This window comes from Nakamurella leprariae (assembly GCF_016918035.1).
In the GTDB taxonomy this organism is placed as follows: Bacteria; Actinomycetota; Actinomycetes; order Mycobacteriales; family Nakamurellaceae; genus Nakamurella; species Nakamurella leprariae.
In genome coordinates this window covers 124,051-146,661 of sequence record NZ_JAERWK010000015.1, presented here as the reverse complement: position 1 = coordinate 146,661, position 22,611 = coordinate 124,051, and the positions used below count along the sequence as shown (strand labels likewise).

At 70.4% G+C, this 22,611-nt stretch carries 19 protein-coding genes, 1 tRNA gene and 1 pseudogene; 14 read left to right on the top strand and 7 right to left on the bottom strand.

Annotated features, from left to right (window positions below):
- Positions 1-28 precede the first annotated feature (28 nt).
- The 6 genes from JL106_RS11975 to JL106_RS11950 all read left to right on the top strand — a co-directional run bounded on the left by JL106_RS11975 (position 29) and on the right by JL106_RS11950 (position 7,255).
- The gene (locus JL106_RS11975; protein ID WP_205260951.1) at positions 29-613 is read left to right on the top strand and encodes a DUF1707 SHOCT-like domain-containing protein; all 585 of its coding nucleotides are present in this window, start codon (positions 29-31) and stop codon (positions 611-613) included.
- 234 nt (positions 614-847) lie between these two features.
- The gene (locus JL106_RS11970) at positions 848-2,095 is read left to right on the top strand and encodes a CaiB/BaiF CoA transferase family protein (protein ID WP_205260950.1); all 1,248 of its coding nucleotides are present in this window, start codon (positions 848-850) and stop codon (positions 2,093-2,095) included.
- Positions 2,092-3,054: a hydroxymethylglutaryl-CoA lyase gene (locus JL106_RS11965; RefSeq protein WP_328842171.1), complete on the top strand. Its 963-nt coding sequence runs from the start codon at positions 2,092-2,094 to the stop codon at positions 3,052-3,054. The genes JL106_RS11970 and JL106_RS11965 overlap by 4 nt, the downstream gene beginning before the upstream one ends.
- A gap of 165 nt (positions 3,055-3,219) precedes the next feature.
- Positions 3,220-4,251 (top strand): AraC family transcriptional regulator, encoded by a 1,032-nt coding sequence (locus JL106_RS11960; protein ID WP_205260949.1) that lies wholly within the window; start codon positions 3,220-3,222, stop codon positions 4,249-4,251.
- A gap of 177 nt (positions 4,252-4,428) precedes the next feature.
- On the top strand, positions 4,429-5,940 hold the full coding sequence (locus JL106_RS11955) for an aldehyde dehydrogenase (protein ID WP_205260948.1): 1,512 nt from the start codon (positions 4,429-4,431) through the stop codon (positions 5,938-5,940).
- Between the two features lie 139 nt (positions 5,941-6,079).
- The gene (locus JL106_RS11950) at positions 6,080-7,255 is read left to right on the top strand and encodes an LLM class flavin-dependent oxidoreductase (protein WP_205260947.1); all 1,176 of its coding nucleotides are present in this window, start codon (positions 6,080-6,082) and stop codon (positions 7,253-7,255) included.
- A 443-nt stretch (positions 7,256-7,698) separates the two neighbouring features.
- Here the strand turns inward: JL106_RS11950 and JL106_RS11945 are convergent, their stop codons facing one another.
- Complete coding sequence (locus JL106_RS11945) at positions 7,699-9,324, bottom strand: hypothetical protein (RefSeq protein WP_205260946.1); 1,626 nt, start codon at positions 9,322-9,324, stop codon at positions 7,699-7,701.
- Complete coding sequence (locus tag JL106_RS11940) at positions 9,293-9,943, bottom strand: hypothetical protein (protein ID WP_205260945.1); 651 nt, start codon at positions 9,941-9,943, stop codon at positions 9,293-9,295. The genes JL106_RS11945 and JL106_RS11940 overlap by 32 nt, the downstream gene beginning before the upstream one ends.
- Positions 9,944-10,013: 70 nt before the next feature.
- Between JL106_RS11940 and JL106_RS11935 the strand changes: the two genes are divergently transcribed.
- The gene (locus JL106_RS11935) at positions 10,014-10,580 is read left to right on the top strand and encodes an NUDIX domain-containing protein (RefSeq protein WP_205260944.1); all 567 of its coding nucleotides are present in this window, start codon (positions 10,014-10,016) and stop codon (positions 10,578-10,580) included.
- On the opposite strand, the gene JL106_RS11930 is transcribed toward JL106_RS11935, so the two are convergent.
- Positions 10,577-11,224, bottom strand: coding sequence for a hypothetical protein (locus JL106_RS11930; protein WP_205260943.1), 648 nt, complete (start codon positions 11,222-11,224; stop codon positions 10,577-10,579). The genes JL106_RS11935 and JL106_RS11930 overlap by 4 nt on opposite strands.
- 165 nt (positions 11,225-11,389) lie before the next feature.
- On the opposite strand from JL106_RS11930, the gene JL106_RS11925 reads away from it, so the two are divergent.
- The 3 genes and pseudogenes from JL106_RS11925 (at position 11,390) to JL106_RS11915 (ending at position 13,329) form a co-directional block, all read left to right on the top strand.
- Positions 11,390-11,680, top strand: a complete 291-nt coding sequence (locus tag JL106_RS11925; protein ID WP_205260942.1) for a hypothetical protein — start codon at positions 11,390-11,392, stop codon at positions 11,678-11,680.
- A 264-nt stretch (positions 11,681-11,944) separates the two neighbouring features.
- The gene (locus tag JL106_RS11920) at positions 11,945-12,127 is read left to right on the top strand and encodes a helix-turn-helix domain-containing protein (RefSeq protein WP_328842167.1); all 183 of its coding nucleotides are present in this window, start codon (positions 11,945-11,947) and stop codon (positions 12,125-12,127) included.
- 3 nt (positions 12,128-12,130) lie between these two features.
- A pseudogene (locus JL106_RS11915) lies at positions 12,131-13,329 on the top strand (tyrosine-type recombinase/integrase).
- A 7-nt stretch (positions 13,330-13,336) separates the two neighbouring features.
- Here JL106_RS11915 and JL106_RS11910 read toward each other — a convergent pair.
- The gene (locus JL106_RS11910; protein WP_205260940.1) at positions 13,337-13,939 is read right to left on the bottom strand and encodes a hypothetical protein; all 603 of its coding nucleotides are present in this window, start codon (positions 13,937-13,939) and stop codon (positions 13,337-13,339) included.
- Positions 13,940-14,305: 366 nt separating this feature from the next.
- A tRNA-Ser gene (locus JL106_RS11905) sits at positions 14,306-14,395 on the bottom strand.
- Positions 14,396-14,559: 164 nt separating this feature from the next.
- On the opposite strand from JL106_RS11905, the gene JL106_RS11900 reads away from it, so the two are divergent.
- Positions 14,560-16,377 carry an HNH endonuclease signature motif containing protein gene (locus JL106_RS11900; protein ID WP_205260939.1) on the top strand — a complete coding sequence of 606 codons (1,818 nt, stop codon included), beginning with the start codon at positions 14,560-14,562 and terminating at the stop codon, positions 16,375-16,377.
- Positions 16,378-16,402: 25 nt separating this feature from the next.
- Here the strand turns inward: JL106_RS11900 and JL106_RS11895 are convergent, their stop codons facing one another.
- Complete coding sequence (locus JL106_RS11895; RefSeq protein ID WP_205260938.1) at positions 16,403-16,948, bottom strand: TetR/AcrR family transcriptional regulator; 546 nt, start codon at positions 16,946-16,948, stop codon at positions 16,403-16,405.
- A gap of 445 nt (positions 16,949-17,393) precedes the next feature.
- On the opposite strand from JL106_RS11895, the gene JL106_RS11890 reads away from it, so the two are divergent.
- The 3 genes from JL106_RS11890 (at position 17,394) to JL106_RS11880 (ending at position 21,314) form a co-directional block, all read left to right on the top strand.
- On the top strand, positions 17,394-18,962 hold the full coding sequence (locus JL106_RS11890) for an MFS transporter (protein ID WP_205260937.1): 1,569 nt from the start codon (positions 17,394-17,396) through the stop codon (positions 18,960-18,962).
- 73 nt (positions 18,963-19,035) lie between these two features.
- On the top strand, positions 19,036-20,616 hold the full coding sequence (locus JL106_RS11885; protein WP_205260936.1) for an FAD-dependent oxidoreductase: 1,581 nt from the start codon (positions 19,036-19,038) through the stop codon (positions 20,614-20,616).
- Positions 20,617-20,621: 5 nt separating this feature from the next.
- Positions 20,622-21,314, top strand: coding sequence for a HEAT repeat domain-containing protein (locus JL106_RS11880; protein WP_236007503.1), 693 nt, complete (start codon positions 20,622-20,624; stop codon positions 21,312-21,314).
- Positions 21,315-21,317: 3 nt separating this feature from the next.
- On the opposite strand, the gene JL106_RS11875 is transcribed toward JL106_RS11880, so the two are convergent.
- Entirely contained in the window at positions 21,318-22,571 is a 1,254-nt protein-coding gene (locus JL106_RS11875) for an alpha-amylase family protein (protein ID WP_205260934.1), read from the bottom strand.
- Between the last annotated feature and the right edge of the window lie 40 nt (positions 22,572-22,611).

The window sequence follows — 22,611 nt, the reverse complement described above, 5'->3', positions numbered from 1 at the left end:
GGCGGGTCCACCTCGATACGATCGGCGGATGAGTCACGCCGACAACCCGGACGCGATCCGCATCGGCGACCGCGAGCGCGAGATGGCCATCGCCATGCTGCACGACGCGGTCGGCGGCGGATATCTGGACCTGCGGGAGTTCGAGGAGCGGTCGCGCACGGTGTACGCGGCCAAGATGCGCGGTGACCTGCGGCCGGCGCTGGCCGACCTGCCGGCCGGCGCAGCGTTCTTCGCTCCAGCCGTCCCGAACACCGCCCTGGGCGCGGCGCTCGGGCCGGCCGAGACCATGGACGTCTCCTGGACCACCGTCAAGAAACGCGGCGAGTGGCAGCTGCCGGCCCGGCTGATCATCAGCGGTTCGATGGGCACTGCCGATCTCGACCTGCGGCAGGCGCTGGTGCCTCTGACCGGGTGCGTCATCGACGTCCAGGCGTCGTGGACCACCGTCAAGATCCGGCTCGGCGATGCGATGGCCGCCCGGACCGACGGCTTCACCGGCGGCTCCCTGTCGGGTGTCAAGGACAAGGCCGGTCCGCCGACCGCCCCGGGTGGCCCGGTGCTGGACATCCGCGGCAACGCGGACTGGACGACGGTGGTGCTGCGCCGCGACTGACCGGCGTGCTGTCGGAGCTGGTCGCCGACTCGCCGCTCGACACGGAGCACTGCGGCTGCTCACCCACGGCACACCGCTCGCCGTGGTGGACCGATCCGGCACCCGACCCGCCGGTACCGGTACCGGTACCGTCATCGGCCGGCAGGTGGGTGAGCGCAGGGGTTTCCGTGAACGGATGACCGACGACACTGTGCGGATAGCCGGAGCTCCTGTGGCGCCCGTAGCGTCCCTGACATGGCTTCCGCCACCCTCGAACCCGGATCCACCAGGATCGCCCGGCCGACACCGGGAGCCCTCGACGGCATCCGGGTGCTCGAGATCGGGACCCTCATCGCCGGTCCGTTCGCCGGTCGCCTGCTCGGCGACCTCGGCGCGGATGTGGTGAAGATCGAGGCACCGGACCGTCCGGACCCGCTGCGCACCTGGGGACAGGCTGAGCGCGACGGGCACCACGTGTTCTGGACGGTGCATGCCCGGAACAAGCGCTGCATCACCCTGGACCTGCGGCAGCCGCGCGGACAGGAGGTGTTCCTGCGCCTGGTCGAGCGGGCCGACGTCGTGATCGAGAGCTTCCGACCGGGAACCCTGGAGCGGTGGAACCTGGGCTTCGAGCAGCTCGCCGCTCGCAATCCGGGCATCGTGCTGGCCCGAGTGTCCGGCTACGGGCAGACGGGTCCGTCGGCCCGCCGGCCCGGGTACGCCTCCGTGGCCGAGGCGGTGAGCGGGCTGCGTCACATCAACGGCTTCCCCGGCCAGGCCCCACCGCGACTGGCTGTGTCGTTGGGCGATTCGCTGGGCGGGATGTTCGCTGCCCAGGGCGTCCTCGCTGCGCTGATCGCTCGCGGTCGCACCGGTCGTGGTCAGGTGGTGGACGTCGCGCTCACCGAGTCCTGCCTGGCCGTGCTCGAGTCGACGGTGCCGGACTACGACCTCGGCGGAGTGGTTCGACGCCCCTCGGGCACCCGGCTCGAGGGCGTCGCCCCGTCGAACCTGTACCGCTCGGCCGACGGCTGCTGGGTCGTCATCGCGGCCAACCAGGACTCGTTGTTCCGACGGCTGTGCGCGGCGTTCGACGAACCCGAGCTGGCCGACGACGCGCGCTTCGCCGACCACGTCGCCCGAGGTCGCAACCAGGACGAGCTGGATGTCGTCGTGGCCGGCTGGGCGGCCTCCCTGGACGCCGATGCATTGCTGGCACGGTTGGACGCTGCTGGCGTGGTGTGCGGTCGGGTGAACACGGTGGCCGAGGTGGTGGCCGACCCGCAGTTCCGGGCCCGGGGCATGCTGGTACCGCACCACGACGACCGGATCGACATCGACGTCCTGGGACCCGGTGTCGTGCCGGTCCTGTCGGCGACCCCGGGAGCCGTCCGGTGGGCGGGACCGCCGCGGCCGGGCTGTCACAACGAGCCGGTCTACGGCGAGCTGCTGGGCATGACGGAACCCGAACTGGCAGAGCTCACTGCGGAGGGTGTGGTGTGACCGGCGAGCAGCGCCCGGCGGTGCCGACGGCGGTGGACATCCGCGAGGTCGGGCCGCGGGACGGGTTGCAGATCGAGGCACCGATCTCCACGGCGGCCAAGCGGCAACTCCTGCAGGCATTGGCCCGGACGGGCGTCCGGCGGATCGAGGCCACTGCGTTCGTCTCCCCGACGGCGGTGCCGGCCATGGCCGACGCTGCTGCGGTCGCGGAGGTCGTCCAGGAGATCGATGCCGGGCGCGCCGCCGGCAGTCCGCCCATCTCCTGGTCGGCGCTGGTGCCCAACCTCGCGGGGGCCCGGCGGGCGCTCGCCGCCGGGTTCACCGAACTCGAGTACGTGGTGTCGGCCGCCGACGGCCACAGCCTGGCCAACGTGCGGCGTCCCACGGCCGACGCCTTGGCCGCCGTGGCCGAGGTGGCGGCCGCAGCGCACGAGGCCGGCGGTCGTTGTGAGGTCATCGTGGCCACCGCCTGGGACTGCCCGTTCGACGGCCGGACACCGGTCGTCCGGACGGCCGAGCTCTGTGCGCGAGCCGTCGAGCTGGGCGCCGACCGGCTGTGTCTGGGCGACACCATCGGCACGGCCACTCCGGGTCGGGTGATCGACCTGCTGGATGCCGTCCGGGCCGCGGTGCCCGCCGTCGACGTCGGCGCCCACTTCCACAACACCCGTGGCGCCGGCCTGGCGTGTGCCTGGGCGGCCGTCACGGCCGGCGTCACCAGCCTCGACGCCTCGACCGGTGGGTTGGGTGGGTGTCCGTTCGCGCCGGGGGCGAGTGGCAACATCGCCACCGAGGAACTCGCTCTGCTCCTGGGCGACAGCGGCGTCGACACCGGCATCGACCTGGATGCGGCGCTGGCCGCGGCCGGTCTGGCCGAGGAACTCGTCGGTCACCCCGGATCGAGCAATCTGCTGCGGGCGGGGGGCCGGTCGCGCCCGCGAGGTCGGCCGCGGTCGTGACGTCTGCACTCGGCGGACATCCGACCGCGCTGGAAGGCTAGGCGGCGACACTCGGCGGGCCTACCGTCATGCACTGTGTCCGGCGCCACAGGCGGCCACGCTCGTGGACCGGCACCCGACTCCGAGGGCACCGTCGCCCTCCACGAGGTACCCAGGAGGCGTCAGGTGCCCATCAGCACGGAGCCGAGGCCCGAGGTGGCGCCATGGACCGGCACTGATGTCGGGCCACAGGTGTGGCTCGCCCACTTCCCGGTGTTGGGCACCGCCGATCTCGAGGAAGCCCGCGACGCCGTCACCCGGATCTACCTCGAGCACGAGCTGACGGCGGCGGACGACCGCATCGACATGACCTTGAACGCGGTGAACGACCACCGCTTCACCCTCGGCTTCCTGACCTACCAGGCGCCCACGCAGCTGGTGATGCCGCCGACCGTCGACTGCTATCACGTGAATCTGACCGTGGCCGGCAGCACGGAGGCATCCCGGACCGACGGCACCCGTGCCGCCACCGCAGCGGGACGGAGCGGGGTGGTGCTGAACCCGCTGCAGCGCAACACGGTTCGATGGAGTCACGACGCTGAACAGCTGATCCTCAAGATCCCGCGGACCAGCCTGGAGCAGCACCTCGGCGACCTGCTGGGCCGCTCGGTGGCGCAGGTCATCGACTTCGAGTTCGGCCTCGACCTGCGCTCGCCCACCGGCCAGACCCTGCTCAGCGCGGTGCGGTTCCTGGCCAGCGAGCTCGACCGGCCCGGCGGTCTGGCCGACATGCCACTGGCCCGCGAGCAGCTGGAGGCGTTCGTCATGACCCAGCTCCTGCACGCAGGGCGGCACCAGTTCACCGACGCGCTCGCCGCCCCGGTCGCGCCGGCTCGGCACGGCCGGTTGGCCCCCGTCATCGAGTACATGGAAGCCAACGCCGACGAGGCGCTCACGCCGACGGAGCTCGCGCGCGTCGGCTGCATGAGCGTGCGGACCCTGCACGCCTCCTTCCAGCAGACTTTCGGCGAGAGCTGCATGAGCTACTTGCGGCGACTACGCCTGGACCACGTCCGGGCCGAGCTGCTGCGCAGCGATCCGATGGAGGTGCGTGTCGTCGACATCGCCTCCCGCTGGGGCTTCCTGCACCAGAGCCGCTTCGCGCAGCAGTACCGCGAGCGCTTCGGAGAGCTGCCGAGCGCCACGCTGCGCCACTGACCGGGCTGCGCACCGCGAGTCGGCGCTGCCCGGTCACGGGTCCGCGCTCCGGGGATGGCCCGCCATCAGCGAACTCCCTAGCGTGTGACGCAGCGACGGAGCGGTCCGACTGAGACCCCAGATCGGAGCAGTCGCAAGCATTCTGGCGAACATCTCAGACGACGAAGGAGTCGGCCGATGACGACCACCACCAGTGCCCGGCAGGCCGGGACCGACGCTGACCTCGAACGGTTCGGCCTGTTCATCGACGGCCGGTCGGTCCCGGCCAGCTCGGGCCGCACCTTCACCTCGCTCAACCCGTATCTGGGACGGCCGTGGGCCGAGTTGGCCGACGGCAGTCCCGATGACGTCGACCTCGCCGTGACAGCCGCCCGGCGCGCCTTCGAGGGCGAGTGGGGCGCGATGACCGGCTTCGCCCGGGCCGCCGTGCTGCGGCGGTGCGGAGACGCCATCCTGGCCAACGCGGAACGACTGGCCCTGCTGGAGGTCAACGACTCCGGCAAGCTGCTCCGCGAGATGCTCGGTCAGCTCAAGGGTCTGCCGCAGTACTACTGGTACTTCGCGGGTCTGGCCGACAAGATCGAGGGACGGACCGTCCCTCCGGTCAACCCGAACTACTTCTGCTACACCACGCGTGAGCCGGTCGGCGTCATCGGCTGCATCACGCCTTGGAACTCACCGCTGCTGCTGCTCACCTTCAAGCTCGCTCCGTTGCTGGCCGCGGGCAACACCTGCGTGGTCAAACCGTCGGAGCACTCACCGGCCTCCACCGTCGCCTTCGCCGAGGTGCTGCACGAAGCCGGTCTGCCCGACGGCGTGTTCAACGTGGTCACCGGTCTGGACCGCTCCACGGGTGAGTCGCTGGCCGGGCACCGCGGCATCGACAAGGTCGCGTTCACCGGGTCGTCGGCGACCGGTGCCCGGGTGGCGCAGGCAGCCGGGGCCAACCTCAACCGGGTCACCCTGGAACTCGGCGGCAAGAGCCCGCAGATCGTCTTCCCGGACGCCGATCTGGACGCCGCGGCCAACGGACTGGTCGCCGGGGTGTTCGCCGCCACCGGGCAGACCTGCATGGCCGGTTCCCGCCTCATCGTGCACGCCGACGTGCACGACGCGCTGGTGGAGAAGGTGGCCGCCCGGGCGAACGCCATCAAGCTCGGCGACCCCACGCAGGCCGACACCGAGATGGGACCGGTGGCCAACGAGCCCCAGTTCCACAAGGTGCTGTCCTACCTGGACGGGGCGCGGGCCGAGGGCGCGACCTTCGCCTGCGGCGGGGAGCCGGCCGGTGAACTGGGCGGTCTGTTCGTCAAGCCCACCGTGGTGACCGGTGTCGGTCCCGAGAACACCATCGTCAAGGAGGAGGTGTTCGGGCCGGTGCTGGCCGCCTACACCTTCACCGACGAGGACGAGGCGCTCCGGCTGGCCAACGACACGCCCTACGGCCTGGCCGGCGCGGTGTGGACCAAGGACGTGCACCGGGCGCACCGGGTCGCCGCGAAGCTGCGAGCCGGCACCATCTGGATCAACGCCTACCGGGTCATCGCCCCCAACATGCCGTTCGGCGGCTTCGGCGCCAGCGGCATCGGACGGGAGAACGGCATCCAGGCTCTCGACGAGTACACCGAGAACAAGTCGGTATTCGTCGAACTCACCGGTGGGACCCGCGATCCCTTCCAGCTCGGCTGATCCGCGGTCGCACCGACTGCCGCTCTGCTGCACCTCCGGACCACTGCACCAGCTTGGCCGGCTCGCCCGAGGCCGGCCCGACCTGCGTCCTTGACGACCCGCGCGCCGGCGAGAGCCCGGCGGCACGAAGGAGACAGCCGTGACCACCGCCAACGAGCGACTCGGACTCGCCCCCACCGATCCTCGACCCACCACGGAGACGCACCCCGTGGAAGACCGTCGCCGCACCAATCCGCTGTTCAACGACCAGCCGATGAAACTCGGGCTGTTCGGGACGAACTGTTCGTACGGGCTGATCATGTCGCACGCCGAGACGACGTACGAGGCGACGTGGGAGCACACGCTGGCCATCGCGCAACGCGCCGACGCGCTCGGGTTCGAGGCGCTCGTCCCCGTCGCCCGCTGGAAGGGGTTCGGCGGTTCGACGAACTTCAACGGCAACTGCTTCGAGACCTACACCTGGGCGGCCGGGATCTCCCAGGCCACCGAGAACATCGCCGTCTGCGCCACTTCGCACCTGCCGACGGTGCACCCGATCGTCGCTGCCAAGCAGGCGACCACGATCGATCGGATCTCGCACGGACGGTTCGGCCTGAACCTGGTCATGGGCTGGGTGCCGCCGGAGATGGAGATGTTCGGGGGTGAGCAGCGCGAGCACGACCAGCGGTACGCCTTCGGGCAGGCGTGGATCGACTACGTCAACCGGCTGTGGACCGAGGAGGGCTCGTTCGACGTCGACGACGAGTTCTTCTCCGGCCGCGACGTCGAGGCCTACCCCAAGCCCTACCAGGATCCACGGCCCGCGCTCATCAACGCCGGGAACTCCAAGTCGGGCGTCGACTTCTCAGCGCGGAACGTCGACATCAACTTCGCCTCGCTGGACACGATCGAGAACATCGCCGCCTACACGTCGATGGTGCGGAACACGGCACGCGACCAGTACCAGCGGGACATCAACGTGATGACCTACGGACTCGTGGTCTGCCGGGACACCGAGGAGGAGGCGAAGCGGGACTTCCAGAACGTGGTCGACCAGGGCGACTGGGGAGCCGCCGGCAACGTCATCAAGATCGCGCTGTCCGGCGCCAGCCAGTCCTTCGACCACGCCCGCGAGATGTCCGAACGGTTCATCGCCGGTTGGGGCGGCTACCCCCTGGTGGGCACGCCCGAGCAGGTCGTGGACGGGCTGCGGCAGCTCCACGATGCGGGCATGGGCGGCATGATCATGGGCATGATCGACTACAACGAGGAGATGAAGTACTTCGGCGACGAGGTGCTGCCGCTCATGATCCAAGCCGGGCTGCGCACGCGATGAGCTGACCTGACCCGGCGCGGCGATCAGCGCCCTTGGTGATCCAGGTGCCGGCAGCGTCGGCCCGCCTCACCGCGATCTCTCCCAGCCCTGCCCACCCTGCCTGACGGTGCCCGCGGGCCGCCGTCGCGGGCGAACGGGCCGCTGACACCGAACGCCGGGCGTCTCTCATGAGAGGCGCCCGGCGTTGCGCTGGTGCGTGGCGGTAGCGGTGGGAGTTGAACGCACGGAGGAGTCGCCCCTCACACGCTTTCGAGGTCTGCGGCTTGACCGTGCAGTGGAGTCTGAGATGCGTCAACGGCGGGCGCCGACCGCCCTAGAGCAAGCCAACGCAACCACGTGGACGCTCGCGATCGAGACTGAAGTTGAGACGGTCGATACGTCCGCTCGGGCCCGCTTGGGAAGCGATCCCGGGAGTCGGGACTCACCTCGTGCCCCAGTGATCGTCAGAGCAAACTATGCAACACTGAGAAGTAATGTCGATCACGGACGACACTCGCCATGGCCAACGCGTGCCAGGCCGGGATTGGTGCGATGTCACCGTGATGTACCGCCACCGCTTCTCCTTCCGACACCGAACCGGTGTACACCATATTGCTGTAGAAGCGAACACCCGCGCCGTCTGGTCGCCAATGGCTAAGTCGCTCATCCGCCCGACGAAATTCCGGCGCAATGCCGACGGCAGAGAAGTCATTGAGGAGATCTGCGAACGTCGCACCTCTGGGGTTAATAGTCACACAGAGATCCAGTAACACACTGGCAATGTAACTCCCGGATCGCTTCTGGGGCCCATCAGAGTAGGGCCCGCCCAGCAAGTGGGTTATTTCATCGATAGGCGCTTCATTGGCAGGGCTAAGACCGATTCCCGCCATCCTTGCATCGTACCGATCACACAGCCATACCGCGACTCTTTCGATGAAACCGATTGCTTCGGACTTTTCGATTCGCGCCAGCGCCAGCGTCGGCGCGAGCAATGACACGGCGAAGCCGTCGGAGACTGGATGACTAGTGCCCGGTTGGAAAGATATCAGTTGTTTGATCGCCAGCTGGGCTCGGCGCACTAGCTCGGCGTCAAATTGATCGTCGACGTCCGACAAGAGGGCGACGAGGCCAATCAACTCGATGAATCGCGAGCACGCGACAGCGTAGGAAGACGGAGATAACGGACTCATGTGAATTGCGGAAAGAAGATTCGCGGGGTTCGTTAGAGCAGGCTCGATTGACGACAACAGCTCGCTCGACAAGCTAGTGAACATTCGGAGGGCAGCGCGTGCATGGGCGGAGGGAGTGGAGGGTGACTGACCGTCATTGATCGCGTATACCCAACTCGCGCGCAGCAAGTCGAGCGCAATGTATGCCGCCAAGTCCAGTCGCCCTGAGGTTCGCAGTCTGTTCGCCAAGACGGCAGCTTCAACGAGCGCCCGAGACTCGCCTAGTCGTCGCTCTTCCGTCGGCGCTGTCGCCGCTTCTAGCGACCCGGCAATTGGAGGCAGCCACGACCGAGAATACCGCTCCAAGTCGCGAACACTCACCTGCCGGCCGTCTATAGCGCCGATCACCGTCAGAAGTTGGCCCTCGCGCGCGCCGGCGAGCGCCGCCTCTGGTGCATCGATCAGCCAGTCGAGCAGGGTCTCCCTATCCCAAACCTCGACGTCTGGTCGACCGGCAGCTCTTTCCTGTTCACGGAAATTCTGCGCTTCGACTGGCGCACCGCCCTTGAGTCGACCGGTAGTGATCAATACTCCAGTTCGCGGAAGATTAGCGTCGAAGCCAGGATGCGCCAAAGAAGTGAGTCGAGCCGAGTCCAATTGAAGTCGCACCGCTTGCCAAGCACCTAATCCGATATCGCCCGCTTTGCTTTGCAACGAGAACTGGTGAGGAAGCCAGTCGCCGCGATTGCCGTGGCCGACGTCCCCGTAGGGCTCCTTGTATCCCTTAGCCACGAAGTCTTTGCCGAATTCGAACTGACCATGAAGGAAGTGAATGTCGGTAAAGCCTCGGGTTGCGAGGAGTGCCATCAGCGGCGCGTCGAACTCGCGTTCAGTTGCGGTGTCGAGGAAGGCGCCGAGCACGTCTCGAAGCAAAGTACTCTACCCGCTTTCTGTCTATCAACTCGTTCATCCGGCGAGCTAGCTCTGGCGACTCGGACTCCTGCTGGCGCAGCTTTTCCGCGGTGTCCGGGTGCAACAATAGTTGGGTTGTTAACCGACCGTCCTCATCGAAATTGAGCTCCGTCTTTTCTATTGCATCGATCAGGCCCGCCAAGCCGGGCTGGCTAGCTTCGACTACATTGCCCGCGCGCTCGGCCGCATCTCCGACCGTTGCAATGAATGCCTTCATTAGCTGCTCTTCGTAGCGCTCGGCGAACTCGTATACGCGCGCGTGTACTTGGTCCAAGTCGCCATCAATCAGTTCGTGCACTGAGATCACCATGTCGGCGCCTACAGAACTCGATACGTTAACGAGCTCCTCCCCTCCCTCCAGCTGAGTTACCATCTCGGGCATCCTTTCGAAGGTCTGGACGGCGAGCTGACCGAGTAGTGGATTCATCTCGCGGGCGAGCGCATGCACCCTGTTGAAAAACCACTCGAGTGAAGCACTATCGTACTCATGCTGATCGGCAACTGACGGGGCCGAGTCGACTTTCGGATAGGCGCCGTCTGAGTGGCCGACCGACTCACCAACTGTCATCGGAGCCACCTTGAACGAGTAGAGAAAGTCCTCACGAACCGGCCTCCCAGCGCTCCGCTACTGTCGCTCCGTGAGCGCCGCCAGTGACGAAGACCCTCGCCGTTGGCGCGTCTACGGTGAGCGGACGCTATACGACAACCCGTGGGTCCGGCTGGTCCGGGTGGACGTCGAGCCGCCGGATGGGCACCGGTTCGAGCACCACGTGGTGCGGCTCCAGCGGGTGGTCATGGTCCTCGCCCTGCGCAACGACGGCACTGAAGCGCTGATACTGCGCCGCCACCGCTTCGTCACCGACCAGGTCGGATGGGGGCTGCCAGGCCGCATCGTCGACCCCGGCGAGGCGCCGGAAGCAACCGCGGCTCGGGAAGCGGAAGAGGAGACCGGCTACCGGCCGACCGACCCGGGGCGCAAGCTGCTCGAGTGGCAGCCCATGGTCGGAATGGTGGACACGCCACACGAGGTGTGGGTGTTCGACCAGGTGGAGCGGGTCGGCCACCCCACCGACGCGGCTGAGGCGGGGATCGTCGGCTGGGTGCCGCTGGTCGACGTCCCGGCGATGATCGACCGCGGCGAGATCCTCGGCGGGGGATCGATCACTGGCCTCCCGCGGTACCTCGTCGATCATCCCGTCCGCTAAGCCGCCGTCCGCAGCCCGGCCAGGCGTCGCTTCTGCCGTTCCGAGCCCGATCGGGTACTCACCCGCTCCGCCTCGCGGACGTGGTGGCTGCCGGCCTCGTGGTCGCCACGCTGCAACGCCACCCCGGCGAGGTTGACGAGAGCGCCGGCTTCGGCCCGTCCGTACTTGCCCCACACTGACGACAGCGAGCCGTGCAGCTCGGGGCCGGCGGCCGAGTCACGCAGTTGAGTCAGCACGTGGCCCCGCCACCGGGCCAGGTTGGCATCGTCGAGCCGCAGGTACGGCGTCGTCGCCTCGTCGCCGGCTGCGGGCAGCGTCTGCTCCGCCATCCGCAGGGACGACCGGGCGGCCGTGCCGTTGCCTGCTGCCGCGTGGACCTCCGCTTCGGCCGCGTACAGCCAAGCGGTCAGCCGCGGTGGGAGTCCGCCCCGGCTCCGAGCGTCGGCGATCAGGGCGGCCGCGTCGCTGGGCCGCTTCACGTCCAGCAGCGCGAACGACTGCTCCCCCATCGCGTGGGCCAGCAACGCCGCGTCGTCGGCCTCCCGTGCTGCCGACTTCGCCTGTTCGAACGTCCGCCAGGCCGACCGCACGTCCCCGGCGTCGAGTGACTGCCAGCCGACCAGCGAGGCCAGGTCAGCGACCACACGGCAGCTCGCCGGCGTTCTTCCGCCCTCAGGCTGAACATCAGCCGGTCCGAGGCATCCCCCAGCAGCGTCCGAGCCTGTTGCAAGGCTGCCGGCGCTCGCAACGACCCGTCGAGGCGGCGGACCAGCTCGACCTGCGTCCTGAGCGCGTCGAGCGCTTGGTCCATGCCGAAGCTCGTCTGCTCCAACGTCGCGTCGAGCGAAAAGGCCGGCGTGGGGTCGATCGGCACGGCATCGGTGGTCCTCAGTGCGCTGCGGCAGGCACGTCGCGATCATCAGGCCGCGCGCCATGACCACTCGACGTCCACCGACCTCGACCAGCCCACGGAGGTCGTCGGTGACTGGCGGTTCCTCGGCCTCGGCTACGCCACCGCGGGTGACGCCGTGCTGGCTGCGCACGCGTACGCCGACCACCTGGCTGCGCAGCAGCTCGCGCGGGAGGCGTCGCCCGGATGACCGAGCGTCGCGACCACCGCCAGCTCGCCCTCTTCGCCGTGCCACTCCAGTCGGCCGGCCCGGCTCCAGCGCCTTCTCGGGTAGCTCGCCGCGGGTCACGGGTGCCCGTCAGGGCATCGCGAAGCGACGCGCCAGCGCCCTTGACGCGCGGCGAGGCACCCGAACACTCGGCACCCGCCGGGCCGGCCGACAGCCCCACGACCCACCCGACTCGGACCACGACCAGGAGGAACCCGCGATGACTGATGTGCCGCGCCGCGCATAGTGCTGACGATCGAGGAGGCAGCCGAACGCCTGGGCATCGGTCGCACGCTGATGTATTCGCTGATGACCTCCGGTGAGGTGGACTCGGTGCAGATCGGTCGGCTCCGCCGCGTCCCGACCGAAGCCCTCACCGACTTCGTCGCCCGACTGCGCCGGACCGGCCTCGTCGCGACCCCGGACTGATCGATGGGCCGCAAACCGAACGGAGCCTCCAGCATCTACCGCGGTGCGGACGGCTATTGGCACGGCCGGGTGACCGTCGGGGTCAAAGGACGACGGACGCACCGACCGCCGCCACGTGATGAGCAAGTCGCAAGCGGTCGTCACCAAGAAGGTGCGCGAGCGGGAAGGCAACGCGACGAGGGCTCAGTGCGACGCGCCGGCAGCTCGTGGACGGTCGAGAGCTGGCTGACGCACTGGGTGGAGAACATCGCCGCTCCCTTCGTCCGGGAGAACACCATCGCCGGCTACCGCGTCGCCGTGAAGTCCACCTCATCCCCGGCCTGGGCAAGCACCGCCTGGAACGGCTGCAACCCGAGCACCTGGAGCGGCTGTACGTGCGGATGATGCGCGATGGCAAGTCGGCCGCGACGGCTCACCAGGCGCACCAGACGGCGCTCAACGAGGCGGTCCGGCGGGGACACCTCAGCCGGAACCCCGCCACGCTGGCGAAGGCGCCGCGACTGGTCGACCACGAGATCGAGCCGTTCACCGTTGACGAGGTGCAGCTGCTGCTCAAGACGGCGTTGATTACGCGCAACGGCGCCCGCTGGGCCGTGGCTTTGGCCCTCGGGCTGCGCCAGGGCGAGGCGCTGGGATTGAAGTGGTCGGACGTCGACCTGGAGGCTGGGACGCTCGTCGTCCGTCGCGCCCGGCTGCGGCCGCGGTGGCAGTACGGCTGCGGCGGGACCTGCGGCCGTCGGTACGGCGGCCAGTGCCCGCAGCGGGTGGCTGAGTGTACCGAGACGGCGGAGACGAAGTCTCGCGCCGGCCGCCGCTCCGTCGGCCTGCCGGACCAGCTGGTAGCGCTGCTGCGACAGCACCGCGAGGCGCAGGACCGGGAGCGGGAGGTCGCCGCCCAGCTCTGGACGGACGGCGACTGGCTCGGCGCCACCCCCACCGGCGCCCCGATCAACTCACGCACCGACTACACCGAGTGGAAGCGCCTCCTGGCCGCCGCCGGCGTCCGCGACGCTCGCTTGCACGACGCGCGGCACACCGCCGCGACGGTGCTACTGATCCTCGGCGTGCCCGAGCGGGCGGTCATGGGGATCATGGGGTGGTCGCACAGCGCGATGGCAGCGAGGTACCAGCACGTGACGGCGCACATCCAGCAGGACATCGCTGGACGGGTCGGCGGGCTGATCTGGTCTCGAGCCGAGTAGCGAACGGCTACGGTTTGCTGGCGATGACACCCCGGGCCGCGTCGAACCGGTTCAACCAGTCTGCAGTTGGAATGGAGACCGACCCGATCAGCCGAACGATGGTCTCGAGGTCAACGGTTAGGTTCCGGGTGAAAACTGGTTCGTGATGGGCGATCCGGTTGCGCAGTAGGCGCAGTGTCTCCAGGTCGCCGTACATTCCTGATCGGATGGCGGCAATCGCCTGGTTCGGGTCCACGTTCGGGAAGACCGCTCGGAGCTCCCGATTCCATATCCGCTTGTCGTGACGGCTGGTCATCATGCTCTGCCAGAACACAAACTTGAGCTCGGGGATGACCTTCCCAGTTGTAGGCATGCCGTCACGGGCTCGCACGAGGTCTACACCAGGCTTGTACGACGTCCGGGGAGATGGCAGCGACCGATGGAAGCCGTCCGACCATGGCCATCGGTGACCGTACTGCTGCTCAATCGCCGCCGAGATCGCATTCCGTAGCACCACTTCGCAGACATGCAGTGGAACGAGGAGCGCAGCGGAGACGCGGGCATTCCACTCGTACAGTTCGAGTGCGACCGCTGGCCCCTTGGAGCCGGCTGCCCTGTCGTACGTGCACATGCGGGCAGGTGACAGCGAACGACGCACCTCCCCGACGTCCGTTGCGCTCGCTCTCAGTCCCACGTACAGTCCCTATCACTCGCTCCGGGTCTTGTTGGCTACGGCCTCCCCCCGGAGACGGTCGAACAAGAGGCGCCCCCCACGGGGGGGGCGCCTCTTCGTCGTCTCGGGAGCCGTGTCGAGCACTAGCGTCGCTCTGTGGTCGTTGCTCCTTGACGCTAGTGCTCGACACGGCTACCGAAGTGCAACACGCCGATGACGCACCCCGTAGGCGCGACAGACCACCCGAACGGGCCTACGACTGAGCCTGAGACGACGAACGCCGGGGGCCCCTTGAGGGGACGTCCCGGCGTTCGTGCTGGTGCGTGGCGGTAGCGGTGGGATTTGAACCCACGGAGGAGTTGCCCCCTCACACGCTTTCGAGGCGTGCTCCTTAGGCCGCTCGGACACGCTACCGCCGAAGAGACTACCGGACCCCGGACGGTGATCTGACCACCGCTGCCCGCCCGGTGTCGACGGGTGCTGACGGTTGTCCCCATGCCCTCAAGTTGTCCACAGGCCTTGCCAGAGTCCTGGTCCAGTCGTAGAATCGAACACATCTACAACTGAGGCGGGTGGTCATGGGCGACAACAGCACGACAGCACCTGACGCTGCGCCGAGCCCGGCCTGCTGGGCCGATCAGGCCAGTGCACCACCCGGCACCGACAGCCTCATCGCACTGGCCGCGCTCGATCCGGTGGTGATCGGCGGCCTGTCCGGCGGGGAGATGGTCGATGCGCTCATCGCGGTGGACCGAGCGCAGTCGTTGCTGGCCGCCCGACGGATGCAGCTGCTGGCGGCCCTCGCGGTGCCGTTCTCCGCCGGCGATCCGATGCGGCTCGCCGCCCGGCTCGCCCGCAAGCACACGCTGTCCGACAGCGACGAGCAGGTCGCCCAGCACGTGCCGCTGGCCGCCGCATCGCTGGCCGGCTCGGCGGTCGCCGCGGCGCTCGGCATCCCCACCGTCACCGCCGGTATCCAGGTCGCCACCGCGCAGGACTTCACCGGCCGGCTCGCGCCCACGCTCGCCGCGCTCGAGTCCGGCCGGATCGACGCAGCCAAGGCCCGCATCGTGCACGAGCACACCGCCACCCTCACCGGTCTGGCGGCAGGCACGGTGCAGCAGTTGGTGCTGCCGACCGCGCATGAGGCGACCCGCAGCGAGTTCCGCGACCAGGTCGCCACCGCCGTGATCATCGCCGACCCGAAGTCCGCGCAGGAGCGCCACGAGGCGGCGGCCGAGCAACGCTCACTGGCGCTGAGCACCGCACCCGACGCCATGGCCAACCTACGCGCCTACCTGCCCGCCGACGCCGGCATCAAGATCGCCCAGATCTGCGACCTCATCGCCACCCAGACCACCGCCCTGCCCGGCGACCGGCGCGGCATCGCCACCCGCCGCGTCGACGCCCTGGCCGACCTGGCCGACCGGCTACTGACGCACGGCCACCTCGACCTGCGCGCCTGGCTCGGCCATCCCCTGCCCGACCCAACCGGGCACCCAGAAGACCATCCGGCCAGTGCGTCCTCGGCGGGCATCCCCGCCGAGGGCACACACTCTCAGCCGTCAGCAGCACCGGGACAGACCGGAACTCGCCAGGGTCGCCGTCCCCACCTCACCGTCACCATCGCCGCCACCACCCTCGCGGGCGCCGACGACCTCCCCGCGCTGCTCGCCGGGTTCGGCCCCATCCCGGCCGGCCTGGCCCGGGCCATCGCGGCGTCCGCCGCGACCATCACCGCCCTGGCCACCGACCCTGCCACCGGCGCCGCGGTCGCCGCCGGCGAGTTGCAGTACCGACCTCGGCAGGATCTGCGCGACCGCACCACCGCCCTGCGACCGACCTGCACCTTCCCGTCGTGCCGGCAACCCGCCTGGCGCTGCGACCTCGATCACCGCGACCGCTACGACCAGGAGCAGCCCGACCGAGGCGGCCCGACGAGTCTCGAGAACCTGCATCCCCTGTGCCGCCGCCATCACCTGACCAAGCACCACACCGATTGGCGCGTGCACCCGGAGCCCGACCAGCTGACCCTGCACTGGACCAGCCCCACCGGACACCACCACACCAGCCGACCCCGGCCCGCGACCGTGCCCGACCCGTGGCTCACGACAGCGGCTCTCGCTGGCGTGCCCGCCGAGATCACCGTCGACGTCCGCACCGGATCGGCCACCCGGGTCCAGGTGCTGGAGCGGCCCGCCCACGCGCGACCGGTGCCGGAGGTGGACCACTCGATCGACATCAGCGACCTGGAACAGGGCCTCGTCGACCTGCTCCTGATCGACGCCATCAACCACCCGGGCGACGCCGCGGTCGAGGAGTCGCTACCGGCCCCGGACACCCCCACCGACGCCACCGGCCCCGAGGACCCGGCCGATGACCGGCCGCCGTTCTGACCGGCCGCCCGGAGGGCCGGGACCGTCAGCCGCGCACCGTCTTCCGCAGCTGGTCCATCAGCCGGATGACGCCGTCGATGGTGCCCGCGCCGAAGTCCGGGAACGGCAGCGCGCTGACCGAGGCGACGTTGTAGTAGAGGCCGTCGCCGATCAGCATGATCGTCCGGGCCAGGTCCGCGTCGCCCACCTCGGCGAGCAGGGCGTCGAACCAGCCGCGCTGCACCCACATCGACGCCTCGGCGATGCGCGGGTGCGACCGCAGCCGAGCCGCAGCGACCAGGGTGTGGTCGTACGGCGAATCGGCCACCGCCGACGTCCGCAGGAAGAAGGCCACCGGCCCCTCGGGCGCCGCGCGCATCGCCGCCAGGTAGTCGGTCGACCGTTCCCGCAACCGCTGCTCCAGGCCCTCGAGCAACGCGTCCCGCGAACCGAAGTGGTAGATCAACCCGCCCTTGGACACCCCGGCCTGGGCGGCGATCGCCTCCATGGTCGCCGCCCGCTCACCCTTGTCGATCAACAGCTGCTCGAACGCGTCGAGCACCTTGGCGCGGGCGACCGGTGCAGGGGGCATGACGGCAACGCTACCGCCGCACCCCTCGCCACCTGCGGCGATCGCCACCGATCCATCCCGTGCCTCTGGTCACTGCGCCGGCTGGGCGCCGCCGCCAGGTCACACAGCGCCTCCGTCCGCCGTGGTCGACCCGACCACCAGGCTGATCCCCGACCCGTCACCAGCACCGTCAGCGTGACCGCCAGCGTCACCGCCAGCGCTGCCACCGCGGGTCGAGGCAGCCGGGCCTGGCCACCGCGTCGGTGCCACCGTCCCCGCCGAGATCGCCTGCGTTCAAGCGCCACGTCGGCGTGCCGCCCCGGGACGCCCGGCGCGCCGCGATCGGCTGAGACGACCGGGACGACCGGCCCCGGCTCACTGCGGTGACCGATCACACCCTCGTTACTACACCAACCAGTTGGTACAGTAACGACGCAGCTGATCGCCGTGAGCAAGGAAGTGCGTCATGTCGTCCCCGTCCCGCGTCGCCCGTCCGGCGCAGGCACCCACCCCCGGCACCGAGTCGTCGGCCCGCGCCGGATGGCGTGGCTGGCTGGCCCTGGCCGCCCTGATGCTGCCGGTGCTGCTGGTCTCCATCGACAACACGGTGCTGACCTTCGCGCTGCCGTCGATCACCGAGCAGCTCCGCCCCGACGGCACCGCGCTGCTCTGGATCGTCGACATCTACCCGTTGGTGCTGGCCGGCCTGCTGGTCGCCATGGGCAGCACCGCAGACCGGGTCGGCCGGCGCCGGCTGCTGTTCATCGGCTCGACCGGCTTCCTGGTCGTCTCCGCGGTCGCCGCGTTCTCCCCGAACGCCACCGCGCTCATCGCCGTCCGCGCCGCGCTCGGCTTCTTCGGCGCGATGTTGATGCCCAGCACGATGTCGCTGCTGCGCGCCATCTTCACCGACCCGCACCAGCACCGGCTGGCCATCGCGGTCTGGTCCGCCACCTTCGCCACCGGCGCGGCCATCGGGCCGGTCGTCGGCGGCGTGCTGCTCGAGCACTGCTCCTGGGGCTCGATCTTCCTGGCCGGCGTGCCGGTACTGCTGCTGTTCCTGCTCGTCGCGCCGTTCGTGGTGCCCGAGTCGCGGGACCCGCACCCGGGTCCGGTCGACCCGGTCAGCATCGTGCTGAGCCTGGCCGCGCTGGCGCCGCTGGTGTTCGCGATCAAGACGGTCGCCGAGTCCGGCGTCACCGACGTGGCGCTGGCCTCGCTCGGCCTGGCCGTGCTGTCCGGCATCGCCTTCGTGCGTCGCCAGCTGCGCCGACCGCTGCCGATGCTCGACCTGACCCTGTTCCGATCCGGCACCTTCAGCGGCGCGGTCACCGCCAACCTGCTGAGCATCTTCGCGGTGGTCGGGTTCCTGTTCTTCGTCTCGCAGCACCTGCAACTGGTGCTCGGTCAGAGCCCGCTGCAGGCCGCGGTCGCGTTGCTGCCCGGGGCGGTGGCCAGCGTGCTGGCCGGCCTGGCCATCGTGCCGCTGGTCCGTCGCGTACCGGTCCGGTACGCCATGGCCGGTGGCTTCCTGCTCAGCGCGGCCGGTTACGGCCTGGTCGTGCTGGTCGCCGACGACCCGACCGCCGCCGCCCTGGCCGCCGCCTTCGTGCTGCTGTCCGCCGGGATCGGTGCGGCCGAGACCCTGTCGAACGACGCCGTGCTCACCGCGGCGCCGACCGACAAGGCCGGCGCCGCCGCGGCGATCAACGAGACCGCCTACGAGCTGGGCGCTGTCCTCGGCACCGCCGTGCTGGGCAGCATCCTGACCGCGTCCTACCGGTCGCACCTGCAGGTGCCGGCCGGCCTGACCCCCGAGCAGGCGCACGCCGCGACCGAGACCCTCGGTGGTGCCACCGGCGTCGCCGCCGGCCTGCCCGCGGGCCAGGCCGCGCAACTGCTCGACTCGGCCCGGCACGCCTTCGACAGTGGCGTGGTCGTCACGGCCGGCCTCGGGGCGCTGGTCACCACGGCCGCCGCGGTGCTGGTCGTGCTCGCGCTGCGGCCGCCTCGGGGCATCCGCACCGAGGCGTGATCGGGTCGGTCGGCCCGATACGGCAGACTCGACCGGACTGCCGACCGCCGACCCTGCCCGGAGGAGACCGCTGATGAGCGCCGACCGCTGGCGGCCCGGCCGGGACCGGCGCGCCGTCCGGCATCCCGGCCGTCCCGGCAGCGCCCGCATCAAACACCGCAGCACCGGCGAGACCCCGCACGTCGTGGTGGCCGGCGGCGGGCTGGCCGGGATCGCCGCGGCCGTCGGGCTGGCCGAGCGGGGTGTGCGGGTGACCCTGATCGAGCCGCATCCGCAACTGGGCGGGCGGGTGCGCGCGTGGCCGGTCGGGGACGGGCGGAGCATGAGCCGCGGGTTCCACGCGTTCTTCCGGCAGTACTACAACCTGCGGGCCCTGCTCCGCCGGTTCGATCCGACGCTGGCGCACCTGGTGCCGGTGCCGGACTACCCGCTGGTGCTGGCCGGCAGTCACACCGACTCGTTCGCGACCATCCCACCCACCCCGCCGCTGAACCTGGCCGCGTTCGTGGCCCGCAGCCCCAGTTTCCGCGCCGTCGACCTGACCCGGGTGGACATCGCCGCCGCGTTGGAACTGCTCGACGTCCGCTTCCCGCAGACCTTCTCGCAGTACGACGGGGAGAGCGCCGCCGCGTTCCTGGACCGGCTGCGCTTCCCCGAGCGGGCCCGGCACCTGGCGCTGGAGGTGTTCGCCCGCAGCTTCTTCGCCCATCCGGCCGACTTCTCGGCCGGCGAGCTGGTGGCCATGTTCCACACCTACTTCGTCGGATCGGCCGAGGGCCTGCTGTTCGACGTGCCCGACGACGACTACGACACCGCGTGCTTCGCGCCGCTGCGCGACCACCTGGAGCGGCTCGGGGTGGACGTGCGGACCGGCCGCCGGGTGGAGGAGCTCGACACCACCGACGCCGCCACCGACGCCCCCGGGTCCGGGCCGCTCACCGTGTGGCTGGACGACGGTGCGCTGCCCGCCGACGCGGTGGTGCTGGCCGCCGACCCGGCCGCGACCCGGTCGATCGTCGGAGCGAGCCCCACCATCGGCACCGCCGAGTGGCGGGCCGGCGTGGCCGCCACCCGGAACGCGCCACCGTTCGCGGTGTGGCGGCTGTGGCTGGACCGGCCGGTCGCGCCGGAGCGGCCGGCGTTCCTGGGCACCAGCGGGTTCGGGCCACTGGACAACGTGACCGTGCTCGAGCGGTTCGAGACCGGCGCCGCCCGCTGGGCCGCCGCCCACGGCGGGTCGGTGGTCGAGCTGCACGCCTACGCCGCCCCCGCGGACGCGGCCGACCCGGCCGTCGGCGCGCAGCTGCGGGAACGCCTGCGCGCCGAGCTCGCCCGCGTGTACCCGGAGACCACAGACGCCGGAACGGTGGCTGACGAGTGGCTGGTCCAGGACGACTGCCCGCTGGTCGGCACCGGCCCGTGGGCCGCTCGGCCGGGGGTGACCACTCCGGATCCGCGGGTGCTGCTGGCCGGGGACTGGGTCCGCTGCGACCTGCCCGTCGCCCTCATGGAACGGGCCACCGTCACGGGGTTCTCGGCCGCGAACGAGTTGCTGTCCGGCTGGGGCGTGGCCGGTCACGACCTGTGGACGGTGCCGATGGCCGGCCGGATCCCCGGTGTCGGCCCGGTCCGCCGCGCCCTGAGCCGGCGGTGATCGGTGTGGACACCACCTCGCTGCAGCAGGCGCTGGCCGCGCCGCAGGCATCGACCCGGCTGCAGGCGGCGCTCGCCGCCGGATCGCGCCCCGACCCGGCGCAGATCGACCTGCTCGTCGAGCAGTGCGCCGTCGAGCCCGACTTCTTCGTCCGGGACATGCTGACCTGGGCGCTGACCCGCCAGCCCGCGACGCTGACGGTGCCCCGGCTGGTGCGGCAGCTCGACCGGGACCGTGCCCAGGCGCGCAGCCAGGCGCTGCACACCCTGTCCAAGATCGGGGATCCGGTCGCGTGGCCGGCCATCACGCCGGCCCTGCTGCAGGATCCGGACGACGAGGTGGCCCGGGCCGCCTGGCGGACCGCGGTGGTCCTGGCGCCGGAGCAGGCGCGCACCGAGCTCGCCGAGCGACTGGTCGGGCAGCTCGGTCGGGGCAGCCGGGACGTCCGGCGCAGTCTCAGCCGGGCGCTGGCCGCGCTCGGGGACGTCGCGCGGGCACCGGTCGCGACCGCCGCGCAGAGTCCAGTCGACGCGGTCCGGACGCACGCCGCGGCCACCCGGCGACTGCTGGACGACCCCGAGGCCGACTTCGCCGACGGCCGCCAGGACGCCCGGCGGATCATCGCGCTGGACGGCGCCCCCGCCGACGGACCGGACGACGCCTCCGGTGCGGACGGTGATCCGTCCGCGCCGAGCTGATCGTCATCCCGTCGCGAACAGCTCCGTCCCGCCGGGATCCCGGACGACCGCGGCGGGCGTCCCGGTCACGTCCAGCTCGACCTGCAGCCAGGCGTCACCTGCTGTGTCGTCCGAGGCGTGGGCCCGGTAGACGTACCGGGTGTTGGTCAGCTCCACGGTCTCGGTCCGGGCGTCGACCAGCCACGGGTGCCGGCGGCGGATCCCGATCAACTGTTGATGGGCGCGGAACGTCCCCGCCCCCCACTCGGCGAGCTGGTCCGGAGCCTCCGGGAACTCCGGCCGGACCGCGTCGTCGCCACCGAGGCGGTCCTCCTTCGTCCCGGTGAACGCATGCTCGTCGCCGGCGTAGATCGACGGGATCCCGCCCACGGTCAGCAGCACCACCGCGGCGAGCACCGCGGCATCCGGGCCGACCGTGGTGGCGATCCGGGTCACGTCGTGGTTGCCCACGAAGGTGGCCGGCCGGAAGACCGTCAGCAGCTCACCGTGTCGCCGCAGCGTCCAGTCGAGCTCGAAGCAGTTGCGGTCGGCCAGGCTGCTCCAGATCGCCTTCCACAGCTCGTACTGGGTCACCGAGTCCAGCCCGGAGGACCGCACGATGTCGGCGTGGTCGCCGTGGATCACCTCCCCGACGAACCAGGCGTCGGGATGCTGGTCGCGCACCCCGGGCAGCACCGCCGCCCAGAACGCCGGGTCCACCGCGTAGGCCGCGTCCAGCCGCCAGCCGTCGGCGCCGCGGTCCAGCCAGTGCCGCAGTACGTCGCCGACATGGTCTCGCACCGCGGGAGTCTCGTGGTTCAGCGCGACCAGGGAGCCGTGACCCTCGAAGACCGCCGGTCGGGGTCCGTCGGGGGCCGACCAGTCGATGCGGAACCAGTCGGCCACCTCCCCGTCCGGCCCCTCGGCCAGCGCGCGCCGCACCAGCGGATGCTCCGCCCCGACGTGGTTGAACACCCCGTCCAGCAGCACCCGCAGGCCGCGCGCCCGGCACTGCGCGATCAGCTCGTCGAAGTCGGCGTCGTCGCCGAGCCGGGGATCGATGCGGAAGTGGTCGACCGTGTCGTAGCCGTGGGTCTGCGACGCGAAGACCGGCCCCAGCGCCAGTCCGGACGCACCCAGCTCGAGCGCGTGGTCGAGCCAGGGCAGCAGGCGCCGCAACCGTGGCGCCGGCTCCACCGGACCGTCGGGCCGGATCGGTGCCCCGGTGAACCCGAGCGGATAGACGTGCCACCAGATGACGTGGTCGGTCCAGGACACCGGATCTCCCTACTGAGTGCGACTCATCAACGCAACTGAG

Coding starts and splice junctions, on each gene's coding strand:
- JL106_RS11975 (WP_205260951.1), top strand. CDS start 29: ATGAGTCACGCCGACAACCCGGACGCGATCCGCATCGGCGACCGCGAG.
- JL106_RS11970 (WP_205260950.1), top strand. CDS start 848: ATGGCTTCCGCCACCCTCGAACCCGGATCCACCAGGATCGCCCGGCCG.
- JL106_RS11955 (WP_205260948.1), top strand. CDS start 4,429: ATGACGACCACCACCAGTGCCCGGCAGGCCGGGACCGACGCTGACCTC.
- JL106_RS11940 (WP_205260945.1), bottom strand. CDS start 9,943: ATGACAGTTGGTGAGTCGGTCGGCCACTCAGACGGCGCCTATCCGAAA.
- JL106_RS11925 (WP_205260942.1), top strand. CDS start 11,390: ATGCCGAAGCTCGTCTGCTCCAACGTCGCGTCGAGCGAAAAGGCCGGC.
- JL106_RS11910 (WP_205260940.1), bottom strand. CDS start 13,939: ATGTGCACGTACGACAGGGCAGCCGGCTCCAAGGGGCCAGCGGTCGCA.
- JL106_RS11900 (WP_205260939.1), top strand. CDS start 14,560: ATGGGCGACAACAGCACGACAGCACCTGACGCTGCGCCGAGCCCGGCC.
- JL106_RS11895 (WP_205260938.1), bottom strand. CDS start 16,948: ATGCCCCCTGCACCGGTCGCCCGCGCCAAGGTGCTCGACGCGTTCGAG.
- JL106_RS11890 (WP_205260937.1), top strand. CDS start 17,394: ATGTCGTCCCCGTCCCGCGTCGCCCGTCCGGCGCAGGCACCCACCCCC.
- JL106_RS11885 (WP_205260936.1), top strand. CDS start 19,036: ATGAGCGCCGACCGCTGGCGGCCCGGCCGGGACCGGCGCGCCGTCCGG.